The organism is Photorhabdus hainanensis (assembly GCF_018448965.1).
Lineage (GTDB): Bacteria > Pseudomonadota > Gammaproteobacteria > Enterobacterales > Enterobacteriaceae > Photorhabdus > Photorhabdus akhurstii.
On the sequence record NZ_RCWD01000003.1, the window covers coordinates 129,946 to 146,985 of the forward strand.

Below are 17,040 nucleotides of genomic sequence, written 5' to 3' on the forward strand. Positions count from 1 at the left end.
AAGCAAACCAAAATTAGTCTGCCATATCAAGTTGCTATGAGCAAAATATAGGACAGTATTGCCTATCAGTGTTGGAAGCAGTCCAAAATGCCCCAGAGATAACGACTAAACTTGTCGCGATTCAAAATGATGAGAACACCTTTACTCGTTATAATACTGGGATGATTATGGGCCGATGGCCATTCAAAAACGCATTAAAAGTGGAGTTTCACAATGACAAGTACCCAACAACGCGCCGAACTACAGCGTCAAATCTGGCAAATCGCCAACGATGTGAGAGGTTCAGTTGATGGCTGGGATTTCAAACAGTATGTACTAGGTACGCTGTTTTATCGCTTTATAAGTGAAAACTTTGCAAACTACATTGAAGGCGGTGATGAGAGTATCAACTATGCTGAGCTTTCAGATGATATTATCACTGACGATATTAAAGATGATGCTATTAAAACCAAAGGCTATTTTATTTACCCAAGCCAGCTGTTTGCTAATATTGCCGCAAGTGCTAATGAAAATGACAATTTAAACAAAGATTTAAATTCCATTTTCGTCGCTATTGAAAGATCAGCCAACGGCTACCCATCTGAAGCCGAGATTAAGGGTCTTTTTGCCGATTTTGACACCACCAGTAACCGTTTAGGTAATACAGTTAAAGATAAAAACACCCGCTTAGCCGCAGTCTTGAAAGGCGTGGCAGGGCTTCAATTTGGTCAGTTTGAAAATAACAAGATTGATCTATTTGGTGATGCTTATGAGTTTTTAATCTCTAACTACGCTGCTAATGCAGGTAAATCAGGCGGTGAATTTTTTACACCACAACACGTTTCCAAGCTAATCGCTCAGCTCGCTATGCATGGGCAAACCAGCGTGAATAAAATCTATGATCCCGCCGCAGGTTCTGGCTCACTGCTATTACAAGCCAAAAAACACTTCGATGCCCACATTATTGAAGACGGTTTCTTTGGTCAGGAGATTAACCATACCACCTATAACCTTGCGCGTATGAATATGTTTTTACACAACATTAACTACGACAAGTTTAATATTATGTTGGGCAACACCTTAACCGAACCACATTTCGGTGATGACAAGCCGTTCGATGCCATCGTCTCTAATCCACCGTATTCGGTGAAATGGATTGGCAGTGATGATCCAACACTGATCAACGATGACCGCTTTGCTCCCGCTGGCGTATTAGCGCCGAAGTCCAAAGCCGATTTTGCCTTTGTACTGCACGCATTGAGTTACTTATCCAGCAAAGGCCGCGCGGCAATTGTTTGCTTCCCGGGTATTTTTTACCGTGGTGGAGCTGAGCAAAAGATCCGCAAGTATCTGGTAGATAACAACTATGTTGAAACCGTGATCTCATTAGCGCCTAACCTATTTTTTGGCACGACCATTGCTGTAAATATTCTGGTGCTGTCTAAACACAAAACCGACACCACTACTCAGTTTATTGATGCAAGCACTCTGTTTAAAAAAGAAACCAATAACAACATACTTACCGACAATCATATCGAACAAATTATGCAGGTGTTTGATAGCAAAGCTGATATTGAACATTTGGCAAAATCAGTCAGTTTTGAAGCCATCGCCGCTAACGATTACAACCTGTCGGTGAGTAGTTATGTAGAAGCCAAAAACAATCGTGAAGAGATTGATATTACAAAACTCAATGCCGAACTAAAGACTACCGTTAAAAAAATCGACCAGCTGCGGGCAGATATTGATGCCATTGTTGCTGAGATTGAAGGAACGGAGAATAAGGCATGAGCAATATGAGTTTTATGGAAAAACTGCTTGATGGCGTTGAGGTGGAATGGAAGTCTTTGGGGGAAGTTGGAGAGTTTATACGTGGCAATGGAATGCAAAAAAAGGATTTCATTGAAACGGGATTCCCTGCTATTCATTATGGACAAATCTATACCAGATACGGCCTATCAGCCGACAAAACTTTTACTTATATTTCTGAAGATTTAGCTAATAAGTTGAGGAAAGCTAACAAGAATGATCTTTTGCTTGCGACAACTTCAGAAAATGATGAAGATGTTGTGAAACCGCTGGCATGGCTGGGTGGTGAGGCTGTTATTTCTGGCGATATGATGTTGTTCAGGCATGACCAAGACGTTAAGTATCTAGCCTATTATTTTCAAACAGAAGCATTTCAAACGCAGAAAAGAAAGTATATTAACGGAGCAAAGGTTCGTAGGGTCTCAAAGGACGATCTAGCTAAAATTGTTGTTCCTATTCCTAAAAAGCTCGATATCCAAACTGAAATCGTCCGCATTTTGGATGCATTTACCGAGCTTACCGCTAAGCTTACCGCTGAGCTTACCGCCCGCAAAAAACAGTACAACTACTATCGCGACCAGTTGTTAAGTTTTGAAGAAGGTGAGGTGGAGTGGAAGACTTTGGGGGAAATTGGTGAGGTTCGCATGTGCAAACGAATTTTAAAAAACCAAACCCTCGAAACAGGCGATATTCCATTTTATAAAATTGGAACATTTGGCAAAGAGCCTAATGCTTTTATTACACGAGAATTATTTGATGAATATAAAGCAAAATATAGCTACCCAAAAGCTGGAGAGGTTCTAATTTCTGCAAGTGGTACGATCGGAAGATCAGTCATATTTGATGGAAAAGATGCCTATTTTCAGGATAGTAATATCGTATGGATTGAAAATGATGAAAGTCAGGTATTAAATAAATATTTGTTTTATTTTTATCAAATTGCCAACTGGAATATTTCCGATGGTGGAGTAATCAAGCGTTTATATAATGATAATATCAAAAAAACAACGATCCCTGTTCCGTATCCGAGAGATTCTGAAAAATCACTTGCCGAACAAGAACGCATCGTCTCTATCCTAGACAAATTCGACGATTTAACCAGCTCCATCAGTGAAGGTCTACCGCGAGAAATTGAACTACGTCAAAAGCAATACGAATATTATCGCGATCTGCTATTGAGTTTCCCCAAACCAGAGGTAGAGGCATGATATGAGTAAAACGCTAACGGAAATAGCACAGCAATTAAAAGAGGCCAATAAGAAAGTACAACTGATCTATGCCTTTAATGGTACGGGTAAAACCCGGCTTTCGCGGGAATTTAAACAGCTTGTTGCTCCTAAAAATGATAATGATGAAAGTGGCAACAATGAAGAACTATCATTGACGCGTACTAATTTTTTGTATTACAACGCCTTTACCGAGGACTTGTTTTACTGGGATAACGACTTATCTGAGAATACCGAACCTAAACTCAAAATCCAGCCGAATTCATTTACAAATTGGGTGCTGAAAGATCAGGGGCAAGACCGAAATATCATTGCTAACTTTCAACACTATACGGATGAAAAATTAACTCCACATTTTAGCGAAAATAGTTCGGAGGTCACATTTTCTTTCGAACGCGGCAATGAAGCACCAACTGAAAATGTAAAAATATCAAAAGGTGAAGAAAGCAACTTTATCTGGAGCATATTTTATACACTGATTGAGCAAGTCATCAGCGTGCTGAATGTTGCTGAACCCGGTGAGCGAGAAACAGATCAGTTTAATCAATTGCAATACGTTTTTATTGATGATCCTGTGAGTTCGTTAGATGAAAACCATTTGATTGAGTTGGCAGTACATCTTGCTCAACTTATTAAATCTAACGAGTCTACCGTTAAATTCATCATCACGACGCATAACCCTCTTTTCTATAACGTGCTACACAATGAGCTAAACAGTGATGATAAAAGCTATAAAAAGAAATGGTTTGAGAAATACAGGCTGGCAAAGCATGAAGATGGCACATATCAGTTAGCAATCCAACCGAATGATTCACCATTCTCATATCATCTTTATCTGAAGTCAGAACTTGAAAAAGCCATCGAAAGCGGTCAAGTAAGCAAGTATCACTTCAACTTTTTAAGAAATATATTAGAAAAAACCTCTACTTTTCTTGGCTATAAAAAGTGGGGTGATTTATTGCCAAAAACCGATGATGGCAGACCTAACCCTTATGAAGCCAGGATTATTAATATCTCTAGTCATTCAAAACATGCAGGTGAAGAGGTCGCTGAGCTTACGGAAGATGACAAGCGTGTTTTGCGCTATCTGGTTAATGAAATTAACACTATGTACCGCTTCCAACAGGCAGAAAATTAGAGTGAATCGAATTTATAGGTGAAGTATGAACGAATACAAAACTATTGCTGAATCAAATAACTTTATCGTACTGGATAAATACACCAAGGAATTGCAGCTAAATGAAACCTACCAAAGCGAAGGTGATTTAGAACGGGAATTGATCGACGATTTAGTCAACCAAGGCTATGAATATGTCACTGGCTTAAACACACCCCAAAACATGCTGGCTAATGTGCGTGAGCAATTGCAGATACTGAATAATGTTAATTTTTCAGAAAGTGAGTGGCAACGCTTTGTTGAGCAATATTTAGATAAGCCCAGCGATAACAGCATAGACAAAACTCGTAAGATTCATAACGATTATATCTACGACTTTGTTTTTGATGATGGGCATATTGAGAACATCTATCTAGTCGATAAGAAAAATATTACCCGTAATAAAGTACAAATCATTAAGCAATTCAAGCAAACAGGGGCGCAAGCGAATCGATACGATGTAACCATTTTGGTTAATGGCCTGCCATTGGTACAAGTTGAGCTTAAAAAGCGCGGAGTTGCTATCCGTGAAGCCTTTAACCAAGTGCATCGTTATAGTAAAGAAAGCTTTAATACAGAAAACTCACTGTTTAAATACTTACAGCTTTTTGTGATTTCAAACGGTACAGACACGCGCTATTTTGCCAATACTACCAAGCGTGATAAAAACAGTTTTGATTTCACCATGAATTGGGCCAAATCTGATAATACGCTGATTAAAGACCTAAAAGATTTCACAGCTACATTTTTTCAGAAAAATACCTTGCTAAATGTGTTAATTCATTATTCTGTATTTGATGTTAGCAATACTTTATTAGTGATGCGCCCCTATCAAATAGCGGCTACTGAACGTATTTTGTGGAAAATTAAAAGTGCGTATCAGGCTAAAAATTGGAGTAATACTGAAAGTGGAGGCTACATTTGGCATACCACGGGGTCAGGCAAAACCCTAACTAGTTTTAAAGCGGCGCGTTTGGCTACTGAGTTGGATTTTATCGATAAAGTGTTTTTTGTGGTCGATCGTAAAGATCTGGATTACCAAACCATGAAAGAATATCAACGTTTTTCGCCTGACAGTGTTAATGGTTCGGAGAGTACCGCAGGGCTAAAACGGAATATTGAAAAAGATGACAATAAAATTATTGTTACTACCATTCAAAAACTTAATAATTTAATAAAAAGTGAAAGCGATTTACTAATATACAATAAGCAAGTAGTGTTTATTTTTGACGAAGCACACCGCAGCCAGTTTGGTGAAGCACAAAAAAACCTAAAGAAGAAATTTAAAAAGTATTATCAATTTGGTTTTACGGGCACGCCAATTTTCCCGCAAAATGCTTTAGGAGCAGATACCACCAGTAGTGTATTTGGCCGAGAATTACATTCGTATGTGATTACCGATGCCATTCGTGATGAAAAAGTATTGAAGTTTAAAGTTGATTATAACGATGTAAGACCACAGTTTAAGTCCATTGAAACCGAACAAGACGAGAAAAAGTTAACAGCGGCAGAAAACAAGCAAGCTTTTTTACATCCTGTTCGTATTCGTGCAATTTCCCAGTATATTTTAAATAACTTCAGGCAAAAAACACATCGTCTCCAAGCCAGCGGCAAGGGGTTTAATGCCATGTTTGCTGTCAGTAGCGTGGATGCCGCCAAAGCTTATTATGAAGCGTTCAAGCATTTACAAAAAGAGACTGAAGAAAATAAAGCAAATAAAAAACCGCTTAATGTCGCCACTATCTTCTCTTTCGCCGCTAATGAAGAGCAAGATGCTATTGGTGAGCTTATTGATGAAAGTTTTGAGCTCACCGCAATGGACAGCAGTGCCAAAGAATTTTTAAGCGCGGCCATTGATGATTATAATGCAGCGTTCAAAATGAATTTTGGTGTAGATAGTAAAGGTTTCCAAAACTACTATAAAGACCTTGCTCTACGGGTGAAAAATCAAGAAGTAGATTTACTGATTGTTGTTGGCATGTTCTTAACAGGATTTGATGCGCCGACATTGAATACTTTATTTGTCGATAAAAATCTGCGTTACCACGGCCTAATGCAAGCTTTTTCACGCACTAACCGTATTTATGACGCCACGAAGACCTTTGGCAATATCGTCACCTTCCGTGATTTAGAACAAGCCACAGTTGACGCTATCACTTTGTTTGGTGATAAAAACACCAAAAACGTGGTGCTGGAAAAAAGCTATAAAGAATACATGGAAGGCTTTACTGATTTAGTCACCGGCGAAGCACGTCGCGGATTTTTAGAGGTAGTGACAGAGCTACAAAGACGCTTTCCTAATCCTGATGATATTGTTAAAGAGCAAGATAAAAAGGATTTTGCCAAACTATTTGGTGAATATTTGCGTGCGGAGAATGTACTGCAAAACTATGATGAATTTGCAGGATTAAAGGCTCTACAACATGTAGATATTAGTAATCCGGAGGCTGTTGAGGCATTTAAGGCTAAATACTACCTGAGTGATGAAGATATCGCCACGATGCAAGCGATTGAGATGCCAACTGAGCGTACTATTCAAGATTACCGCTCTACCTATAATGATACGCGTGATTGGTTACGCCGTGAAAAGTCGTCTAACGAGAAAGATAAATCTACTATTGACTGGGATGATATCGTCTTTGAAGTGGACTTGCTCAAATCGCAGGAAATTAATTTAGATTACATTCTTGAGTTGATTTTTGAAAACAATAAAAAGAATAAAAATAAGGCAGAGTTAATTGATGAAGTTCGCCGTTTAATTCGTTCCAGCCTTGGCAATCGAGCAAAAGAAAGTTTAATTGTTGATTTCATTAATCAAACTAACTTAGACGAAATTATCGACAAGGCCAGTATTATTGATGAATTTTTCAAATTTGCTCAAGCTGAACAAAAACGTGAAGCAGAAGAGTTAATTAGCTCGGAGAAATTAAATGAAGACGCGGCTAAACGCTATATTACAGCATCATTAAAACGAGAATATGCAAGTGAAAACGGCACAGAACTCAATTCCACTCTACCTAAGTTAAGTCCACTTAACCCGGAATACAGAACGAAAAAACAGGCTGTTTTCCAGAAAATTGCTGCATTTGTTGAGAAGTTTAAGGGAGTAGGTGGGCAAATATAGGTGTGAGCTAATATACAGAATTATTTACAGGGTCCAGTCGATCTACTACTCGCTATTATAAGCCACTTACCAACCATCTAAACACCTTGACGTTTAGATGGTTAATACGCTATTTTTCCCTCTTCATCTGTATCATTATCTCACCTTTCCTCGGCTCACAAATTGATGAGTCTCAATCCCATCTCTTGCAAGGATTACCCACCGGGTGGCGAAATAAAACTCCCGTAGCCTGAAAGGGAGAGCAAGATTGCAGTACATTTGCGCACCTTTGGAAGCAAATATCGTCAGTAGAACAATCTTAAAAAGTTCGGCGATGAAGGTTTATTAAACTAAAAATTACCCCAGAAGGATGTTTTGATATTACCACTAGGGTGCATTGAATATTAAGTCATGCACTTACTTTGTATATCAGCATCAGATCGTAATTTCATTTGTCTTTTACCTAATGGAATTGAGCTACGTCTTGATCTCATTTCACTTTATACGTGCGGGGTGGCTTTCACTCATACAGCTTACACCTCTAACTATCTCTGGTTGAAATATTCAGTGGATGGTTTCTCTACACCCAAACAATTAACTTATTGCAGCTACCTGACATTTAGCCTTGCAGCGTTTTACTGTGCCTGTTGGCATTTTAACGCTCGCACTACCTTTGCTAACCGTTCGCAGAACTTAAAGCGTCACATTTGTAGGTTTACCGCTGAAAGTGACGCGGCAGCAAAAGGACAACATGGCTCTTACAGGCTCACGACTACATCAAGCGGATATAATTGCTGTATTACGTAAACGTGGAACAACCTTAGCGGCTGTTTCTCGTGAAGCGGGAGTCAGTTCATCTACTTATTAGCCAATACGCTCAGTCGGCCTTGGCTTAAAGGTGAATGGATTATTGCTAACTATCTCGAAATTCATCCCTCTGGAATTTGGCCTAGTTGGTATTTTGATATGTACGGTCAGCTTATTGAACGGACAGTTTTAAAATATTACACCTAATAGTTTAATATCAACAAAACAATACAAGAATCAAAATTAAATTATTAGCTATTTATTTTACGATCATGGTTATATGTTTTTTATCATTTCTCTTTTTCTTTTCTTGCTTCATATTTATATATCATGTGAGAGAATATAATTCATGGTATAACTTCATATTAAATAATGATAATTTGAATTATTAGCATTATTTTTTATTTCATTTTAAATATGAGCATGTAATCTAGTGATAATAAATGGGAAGTTCCGAGTTTAATCTTATTAGGTAGGGACAGATAGGTGTGTTTTTATATAAAGTGCGATATAAATCCTTATGATTAGATTGCGTTAGATACAGAAAAATATTAAAACACAGGGTTATGATTGTTAGTAACTGGAGTGTTTGATGAATACAAATGGAGTGATGTCATATCCATCTCCTTTTTTGAAGGCAAGGGTTCGCTGTTTGGATGTAGAACCTTGGATTTTAGGAATGTGTGTTGGATATGAAAGCGGAAAATGGAGAGATACCCAACTTGCTGAACATGCAATGGAGTGGTTACCTGAATTCGCTTTAAAATATAATGAATTAATAAGCTTAGGGCATAACAATTCAGTTAAATTAACCAGAAAAGCGGCAAGGTCAATTTATAAAACAGAAAAATTTGAAAAACGGGGAGAATTTGGAGAATTATTTTTGCATATTATATTAAGGCAAGAATATAAAACTATACCTGCAATATGCAAAATTCATTATAAAGACTCCAGAAATGATACAGTAAAAGGTTTTGATTGTGTTCATGTAGTTGCCACAAATGATTCTCTTGAGTTATGGATAGGAGAGGTTAAGTTTTATAATGATATTGATCGAGCAATTAGGGATGTTATAAAAGAACTTAAAATACATACTGAAAATGATTATCTTCGTGATGAGTTCACGGCTATTACTAATAAAATTGATGATTCTTGGCCGTATTCTGAAAGGCTAAAACTCTTGTTAAATGAAAATGTATCTCTTGATGAAATTTTTGATAACGTTTGTATCCCTGTATTTCTTACCTACGATAGTAATGTTATAGCATCGCATGAAAAAGTTAATGATGACTTTAAATTGGCATTTCAAAAAGAAATACAGAATAATTGGGATAAATTTAAATTAAAAGAGTTGCCAGATAAAATCAAGATTAATTTAATATTAATGCCTTTATTGTCTAAACGAACATTGCAAGAAAAATTACATGAGGAACTGCAAAGATGGAATTAATTGAACTTGAGAAAGTGTTAAAAAATAAAAATTCAATATCGAATAATTCATTTTTGATAGCTAAGTCTCTTGTCAATGCGTATAACAATGCAGATGATGATTCATTATCTTTTGTTCAGACTTTAATTATTCGAGCTTTAGATTGTTATGAGCATTTTGGTTCTTCAAAAGAAATAATTGACTCACTTATTAGAGCAGTTGGTCTTTTTCCATATTTAAAAGAACATGAGTTAAATTTAAAAGACTTTATAGCGCGTGAAGCTCACAAAATTGATATAGGTAGAAAACAGGTATATTTCCATGCACCACAAGCAGAAGTTTATTATAAAATTAAAAGTGGGAAAAGTGTAGTACTTAGTGCGCCGACAAGTTTTGGAAAAAGCCTTATTATTGATGCTTTAATAAAAAATGGAGATTTTGGAAATATAGTAATCGTTGTTCCAACTATTGCTTTAATAGATGAGACACGGAGAAGATTAGTGAAGTTTAAGGGGAAATATAAAATTTTAACCCATTCCTTACAAAGTCGTGCAGAAAATAATATTTATATTTTAACTCAAGAGCGTGTACTTGAGGAAGGCTTTATTGATAAAGTTGATTTTTTTATTATAGATGAGTTTTATAAATTAAGCCTTTGGGCAGAGGATAAAAATAGATGTGCTTTACTGAATGAGGTTTTTTACAAACTATATAAAATGTGTAAACATTTTTATATGTTAGGACCTAATATTCAGGATATTACAGGGGATTTCCCTGGAAAAGTATCTTACGAATTTGTTCAATATAATTATAATACAGTTGTCACTGAATATCATGATCTGACTTTAGAAGAAAAGAGTTCTGTGCTTCTAGATTTATGTTCATCAATAGATGGACAAACTATTATTTTCTGTAGTTCTCCTGCTAGTGCAAACTCTGTTGCAAAGCAAATATCCAGTCATATAGATTCAGAGGAGCATAATAAATTAATTGCTCTTTCAGAGTGGTTATCTAAAGAGTACCATTCTGATTGGGTGTTAACTAATGCTATTAGATGTGGTGTAGGTGTACATCATGCAAGAATACCACGAAGTATATCTCAATATATAGTTCATTTGTTTAATCTAAAATTGTTAAAGTTTCTCATTTGCACATCTACTTTGATTGAAGGTGTAAATACCACGACAAAAAATATCATTTATTATGATAATAAAATTGATAAGAAGAAAATAGAATTCTTTACGTTTAATAATATTTCAGGCCGAAGTGGGAGAATGTTAGAGCATTTTATTGGACATGTATATCTTCTTTCTCCACCACCAATTGAAAAATATTCTTTTGTTGATATTCCTGCGTATACTCAAGGAGATGATACACCAGAATCATTATTAATTAATATAGATGAAGAAGATTTATCTCCATTATCCAAAGAAAGGATTAAAAATATAACGCAGCAAGAATATTTATCTTTAGATGTTATTAGAAAAAATAAGGGAATAGATCCATACCTGCAAATTAGCTTTGCACGGCTATTTATTGAAAACTATTCCCACTGGGCTGACTCATTATTGTGGAGAGGTTATCCAACATACGAACAACTAAGTTTTATATGTGAAATAATTTGGAATTATTTTAATGGCTCATCTTTGGGTAATCGTTCTGTTGTCTCTGCATCTCAGCTTGCTTATAAAATATATCAATTAAGAAATAAAAAAAGTATAAATGATGATGTAAATTTGGCGTTGTCATATAAATCCTCAAAGAATATAGATGATACAATTTCTGATATTCTTAATTTTAGAAGGTTATGGGCTAATTTTCATTTCCCAAGACTTATTAGAGCAATTGGGAATATTGTGAATGATGTTCAATATAATATGAATAGGACGGTTTTTTGTGATTTCTCAGCATATTCTATTAAGGTAGAGAACTATTTTTATGATCCAGCTTTAGTCGCAATGGAAGAATATGGGCTTCCCTTAGAAATCTCTAAAAAATTTAAAATTGGAAATATTGAAGGTGATTTGGATACAGTGATAGATTATTTTTCAAATTTAAATAATTTTGGTGGTTTTACACGGATAGAAACAGATTTCCTAAGAAGAGTAAAAGGCAGTATTTGATTACAATTCAAACATCTTTTATATGATAAATGGCAATCGTAGTTACCCTTACACTATTCTCTTGAAGATAGAGAAATCAAAGAAATTCATCTGGGGGCATTACAGGGGACATACAAGATAATTGAACAAAATAAAATCATTTAAAAATAATGTAATAAACAATATTATCGAATCCTGTAGACCAAAACCAATAAATATAGTAAATACAACGAATTAGACTATCCTTATTCTCCAAAAGTCGAGTAAGGTCGAGGCTGAAATCTATATTGTGTAGCAAACTAACAGGCTACAGCTTTCGCCATATCATGAACACCATTATCCATAAGCAGGGTTACAATACAGCTTGGATTGAAAGCCAACTTACCCCATTGACAAGAACTCTATCCGTGGTGCCACAACCATGAATCATGAGTAATATCTGGATAACACAGCAAGCCAGATATTTTTCCTTTTTTCGATTTGACAACCTCTTTTATATGGTGGACACATATATGAGTTTATCCAAGGATAACCGAAACGCTAATAAAGAGTGGGTAATGAACTACTCTCAATAAGAAAGAATCAAATGCAAGATGTAGTTCAATGATTATTTTTATACAAATTACTGCTGTTTCCCTTTCTCATCGATTTAAATAATGAGAAAGCTCCCATTCTTTATATTGCTGATTAATTTCTTTCACTGACATGAGTTTTATCTTGGGAATTGACAAACTTTCGTATATTTCAGTATGACGTTTTTTGTTTTTGGGTACGGCGAAAATAATGTGATCTATCATCTCCCATTTTATGCGTTCTTTAGCTCCGGAAAGACCACCATATCGGTAACTTTGGAGTAAAGTCCTATTCATATATCGAGACAAGCTTAGCAAGGTAGGGACATCTAATAAAATTAATCCGGTAGCCCGGGAAAGACGCTGAGGAAGCGCTTTTTTATAGTTTCCATCTATAACCCATTTGTCTTCATTTATTACTTTATCATGTAATGTAATAAATTCATCATAAGGACGAGGTTGCCAATCTGAATCAGCCAAATAAAAAAGTTGGTCCAAATGCGTAGCTTTCAGATTGAGTTTTTCCGAAATTGCATTAGCCAGTGTGGATTTCCCGCTATTTGATGGTCCTATGATACATATTCTGCTACCAAGATCTGAGAGTTTCATTGCGGCTCCATTTATAAATACACCCTCTTGTCAGCTACATGAGAATGACCAGAGCTAGTAATTCGAAAGGGTGGAGATTTTATCAGCTATTTCTGCCGAAAGGAAATCTCGGTGGCCTCAATTTTTGGAGCAGATTTCTTATCTAGAGGCGAATAAAGTCATTAGGACATCACCAAATCGATAAGCGAAGCAAGTATAAATCAGATATTCAAATACATTAGCTACCTTTGTAAAACTACGACCCTCTATTTCCGCCACATGATAAGTATCATTTCTATATGAGCAGGGATTTAATACGGTTTGGATTGATGTTGCAGTGGTATGGAGCTATTCAAATGGGGTGGAAAAGGGCTGGAGAAATAATGTGAGGGATTTGGAGAATAGCGCATGATATAACCATCTAAATATCAAAATGTCTACATGGTTTATATCTAAAACACAAATCGACTTCATTTATGCCTTAAACACCTGAGTCTGGTGCCATTCAATAAATTTATCCGCTGGATAATACTGACGATTACGCGGCAGATAAAGACTTTCGCCATCCCTAGCCCAGAACAATTGCTCAACAACCGGGCTACGATTGACTCCATCAGAGATCTTAATTTTCAGATTCTCGTCTATGCCAATTGCACCTCTATCAAAAGCGGAATGATGAAGTGTGCAAAGTGCCAAACCATTCTCCACAAGGCAAGGGCCACCGAACTGTTTCCATTTGATGTGGGCGGCTTCCAGACCGACCAGTGAGCCATCCAGACGTAAATCATAGCCACAAACGGCGCAGCGGTAGTGATAAGCGCGTAAAACCATACCACGAAAACGTGGATCACGGCTATTTAGCCCCTTGTTAATATCAAAACCTAATCGCTCAGCCAGGCTTACCTGAACGCTTTCAGGGAAATGCTCATTAAGGATCTGTTGTGCCAGTTCATCAACTAGTGCAGGCTGACAGCGCAATAACTGAAAATTGGCTGAATCAAAACCTCCGGCAACCTGATGCTCAATAAGTTCTTGTTTTGGTGGCTCTTTGCTTCTCGGACGTGGTGTGCAATGTTCTGCATTTTCCAGTTCCCAGAAGCCATCTCCTCGTAAACGCCAGAAAGGCATTGAAGGATAGTGTTTTTTGCGATTGGGACCAAAATCAGTGAGTAATTGTAATAGTGGTTGATGGATTTCATCACCGTAATTAAACAGTTGCCCATGCCCTTTTTTGTACTCAGACAACACATACAACAGTAGTAATGGCTTATGTGGTGCGCGTTGATCGCCTTTACGCCAGACGGTGAGTTTTGATATTGCTGTTTGCAGTGCTGCGGGTGAAGTCATGACTATTAGCTAAATTGGTGAATGAATTGCGATCATGCTCGCAAAAGTGAATGAGTTCAATACTTAGTTGATGCTGAGTATTGAACAGCCCCTCGAAGTCAGAAAGCTCACAGTTGACGCTGGTCATCACCAGTTGCGTATCGCAACAACCTGTAATCAAAACAAAGCCGGTTTCTCCGTCCACTTGAATGATACAGCTACCACCAGACTGATTGACGTGTTGTCAGAAATTACTAGCTACTCAGAAAATGAACTGCAACCACAGAGCAAATGATTCTGGGATTGCAGCAATACATAAGGGAATTGAGTGTGGATTAACAAATTTATTTGTTTCTAAATTTACAGCCTGATAAATCGGTACATATGGTATTGGGTAGGTATACTTCTTCTCTTGTTGCAGATGGTAATGAGGCACATATTTTTGTTAGTTTCAGTCTAGCTAGAGATAAAGGTGTGATTGGTTTATCTTTAGGAATATAAAATCTGACATCGATATCTCCTTCATGCTTTCCAAAGATTCCATAGGTTCCGTTAATTTGAACAATTTCGTCACCCTTTTCTTCAAATACATAGAAGGAACCGTAACCACTCCTATTTTCGTGGATGATTATGTTGCTTGCTGTTTTTCCATATTTTAAAGCATGATCAGTCCAAAGATTGTGAGTACAATAAGCTTGGCTCATTGTACCATTTGTAGCGGGGAATTCTTCATATAACTGTGTAGTACTACAAGCAGTGAGCAACATAGATAATGGAATAGTAAAATATTTTATTTTTTTCATCATTAAATGATCCTTATTTGATACGAATGTAGGAGAGTATACATAAAGATATTAAAATTTCATTAAGATAATTTTAAAATACTAAATGTACAAAACTATAAAGGCTCAAAGTTGACATATTATATTAGGAGACTGTTATAGCATTACAAGAAGTTGGAAAGATGAGTCTTAAAAACTCAGGTGGATTTATTACTAGAATCCAATTTAGTTATATGGATGGCGACGGTGAAAAGCATTTAAGTAATAAAGTAAATGATATTAATATTGGAGCAACAAAAACTGCTGACCCAGGAGATTTTGGTGTTCCTGATGGAGCAATGATTTTTATGCATGTGTCTGTAGTATGGGGAAATGATAATGAAGCTCGTCAGACTTTTTTATATAAAAAAGGAAGTCAATCGACTGCGAGTTATGTTATCAGTGGCACGACATTAATTAATGATCTCGGCTTGATCGATGTTTCGTAATACATATAGTCCCTTCACCTATAAGGGCCTTTTTTATAAATTAATTACATTTCACATATTATACTTCAATCACAGCATACCTGATAAAACTAGAAATTTGACCCTGAGGAAGCATTGAACTCTCTCTTAGTCCAGAAAATACTTCTGGCTTATTAGTGAGTAATTCCCAAGAATTTCATTATCTAGCCGATACTTTGCCAACCAGTAGAACTATGTTGGATATTATGGAACTCGCAATGACTGGTGCAAAGTTAGGTTATTTCCCCGCAACACTCCTTTTCCTGAAAGAACATCTATGCCCATCACGAATCACTGTTTTCCACTTATCTCTAGTAAGTTATCTTAAAAACACGTATTAATGTTAAAATTTTTGTACCATTTCTACAGATGCGAAATCATATTCTTAACAAACTATTACAAAGATATCTTCGCTGATAACCCGATTGACTTTATTAATCTGTATTCGTAAACACATAGCACTGTCTATTCCAAAAGGAGAGATTATGAAATCACGAGCCGCTGTTGCATTCGGACCGGGCCGCCCCCTTGAAATCGTCGAAGTCGATGTAGCCCCACCCCAAGCCGGTGAAGTGCTGGTCAAAATCAGCCATACCGGCGTATGTCATACGGATGCCTTCACCCTGTCAGGGGATGATCCGGAGGGCGTTTTTCCTGTCATACTCGGGCATGAAGGCGCCGGCGTAGTCGTTGAGGTTGGTGAAGGCGTCACCAGCGTCAAACCCGGTGACCACGTTATCCCTCTTTATACCGCAGAATGCGGAGAGTGCCTGTTCTGCAAATCAGGAAAAACCAACCTGTGTGTCGCCGTGCGGGCAACTCAAGGAAAAGGCGTAATGCCAGACGGCACAACCCGTTTTTCCTACAAAGGGCAACCTATTTATCATTATATGGGATGCTCCACATTCAGCGAATACACAGTCGTAGCCGAAGTATCACTCGCAAAAATCAACCCGGAAGCAAATCACGAAGAGGTGTGCCTGCTGGGCTGCGGTGTCACTACCGGCATCGGTGCAGTGCATAATACCGCTAAAGTACAGTCCGGTGATTCCGTTGCCGTCTTTGGACTCGGAGGCATTGGCCTTGCCGTGATCCAAGGCGCTCGTCAGGCAAAGGCTGGCAGGATCATTGCCATCGATACAAATCCAGCAAAGTTTGAGCTAGCTAAACAGTTCGGCGCGACCGACTGCCTGAATCCAAATGATTACGACAAACCTATCCAACAAGTAATCATTGAGATGACGGAATGGGGAGTGGATCATACTTTCGAGTGTATTGGTAATGTCAATGTGATGCGCGCCGCGCTCGAAAGCGCACACCGTGGCTGGGGGCAATCAGTAATTATTGGGGTGGCTGGTGCGGGGCAGGAAATATCAACCCGACCATTCCAACTGGTCACTGGTCGTTCGTGGCGAGGTACCGCCTTCGGTGGTGTTAAAGGTCGCAGTCAGTTGCCTAAAATGGTGGAAGAGGCAATGAAAGGTGAAATTGAGTTAAAGCCTTTTGTGACTCACACCTTGCCGCTTGAACACATTAATGAAGCATTCGATCTGATGCATGAGGGCAAATCCATTCGCACAGTCATCCATTACTAAGCTGTTCTAAGGGAGTTAAAACCATGCTGTGACAGGCGGTTTTTAATCAAACAGGAAACG

The 17,040-nt window shown here is 37.5% G+C and carries 12 protein-coding genes and 2 pseudogenes; 11 read left to right on the plus strand and 3 right to left on the minus strand.

Annotated features, from left to right (window positions below; genetic code table 11):
* The first annotated feature begins 213 nt into the window (after positions 1-213).
* The 8 genes and pseudogenes from EAE92_RS03135 to EAE92_RS24405 all read left to right on the plus strand — a co-directional run.
* Positions 214-1,770: a type I restriction-modification system subunit M gene (locus tag EAE92_RS03135; protein ID WP_214067008.1), complete on the plus strand. Its 1,557-nt coding sequence runs from the start codon at positions 214-216 to the stop codon at positions 1,768-1,770.
* Positions 1,767-2,996 carry a restriction endonuclease subunit S gene (locus tag EAE92_RS03140; protein WP_214067009.1) on the plus strand — a complete coding sequence of 410 codons (1,230 nt, stop codon included), beginning with the start codon at positions 1,767-1,769 and terminating at the stop codon, positions 2,994-2,996. The genes EAE92_RS03135 and EAE92_RS03140 overlap by 4 nt, the downstream gene beginning before the upstream one ends.
* Before the next feature lies 1 nt (position 2,997).
* On the plus strand, positions 2,998-4,152 hold the full coding sequence (locus tag EAE92_RS03145) for an AAA family ATPase (RefSeq protein WP_214067010.1): 1,155 nt from the start codon (positions 2,998-3,000) through the stop codon (positions 4,150-4,152).
* Between the two features lie 25 nt (positions 4,153-4,177).
* Positions 4,178-7,294 carry a type I restriction endonuclease subunit R gene (locus EAE92_RS03150; protein WP_214067011.1) on the plus strand — a complete coding sequence of 1,039 codons (3,117 nt, stop codon included), beginning with the start codon at positions 4,178-4,180 and terminating at the stop codon, positions 7,292-7,294.
* A 730-nt stretch (positions 7,295-8,024) separates the two neighbouring features.
* Positions 8,025-8,287 (plus strand): annotated as a pseudogene (locus EAE92_RS03155) (helix-turn-helix domain-containing protein).
* 385 nt (positions 8,288-8,672) lie between these two features.
* The gene (locus EAE92_RS03160) at positions 8,673-9,530 is read left to right on the plus strand and encodes a HamA C-terminal domain-containing protein (protein ID WP_214067012.1); all 858 of its coding nucleotides are present in this window, start codon (positions 8,673-8,675) and stop codon (positions 9,528-9,530) included.
* Positions 9,521-11,632 carry a DEAD/DEAH box helicase gene (locus EAE92_RS03165; protein WP_214067013.1) on the plus strand — a complete coding sequence of 704 codons (2,112 nt, stop codon included), beginning with the start codon at positions 9,521-9,523 and terminating at the stop codon, positions 11,630-11,632. The genes EAE92_RS03160 and EAE92_RS03165 overlap by 10 nt, the downstream gene beginning before the upstream one ends.
* Before the next feature lie 275 nt (positions 11,633-11,907).
* A pseudogene (locus EAE92_RS24405) lies at positions 11,908-12,041 on the plus strand (integrase); the annotation flags it as partial.
* Positions 12,042-12,252: 211 nt separating this feature from the next.
* Here the strand turns inward: EAE92_RS24405 and EAE92_RS03170 are convergent.
* On the minus strand, positions 12,253-12,792 hold the full coding sequence (locus EAE92_RS03170) for a GTPase (RefSeq protein WP_214067014.1): 540 nt from the start codon (positions 12,790-12,792) through the stop codon (positions 12,253-12,255).
* 453 nt (positions 12,793-13,245) lie between these two features.
* Positions 13,246-14,118: a phosphorothioated DNA-binding restriction endonuclease gene (locus EAE92_RS03175; RefSeq protein WP_214067015.1), complete on the minus strand. Its 873-nt coding sequence runs from the start codon at positions 14,116-14,118 to the stop codon at positions 13,246-13,248.
* A gap of 70 nt (positions 14,119-14,188) precedes the next feature.
* Between EAE92_RS03175 and EAE92_RS03180 the strand changes: the two genes are divergently transcribed.
* Positions 14,189-14,392, plus strand: a complete 204-nt coding sequence (locus EAE92_RS03180) for a lysis system spanin subunit (protein WP_214067016.1) — start codon at positions 14,189-14,191, stop codon at positions 14,390-14,392.
* 49 nt (positions 14,393-14,441) lie between these two features.
* On the opposite strand, the gene EAE92_RS03185 is transcribed toward EAE92_RS03180, so the two are convergent.
* Entirely contained in the window at positions 14,442-14,903 is a 462-nt protein-coding gene (locus EAE92_RS03185; RefSeq protein WP_214067017.1) for a hypothetical protein, read from the minus strand.
* Positions 14,904-15,061: 158 nt separating this feature from the next.
* Here EAE92_RS03185 and EAE92_RS03190 point away from each other — a divergent pair, with 158 nt between their 5' ends.
* The gene (locus EAE92_RS03190; protein WP_246544984.1) at positions 15,062-15,367 is read left to right on the plus strand and encodes a hypothetical protein; all 306 of its coding nucleotides are present in this window, start codon (positions 15,062-15,064) and stop codon (positions 15,365-15,367) included.
* A gap of 503 nt (positions 15,368-15,870) precedes the next feature.
* Positions 15,871-16,980, plus strand: coding sequence for an S-(hydroxymethyl)glutathione dehydrogenase/class III alcohol dehydrogenase (locus EAE92_RS03195; protein ID WP_214067018.1), 1,110 nt, complete (start codon positions 15,871-15,873; stop codon positions 16,978-16,980).
* Positions 16,981-17,040 lie beyond the last annotated feature (60 nt).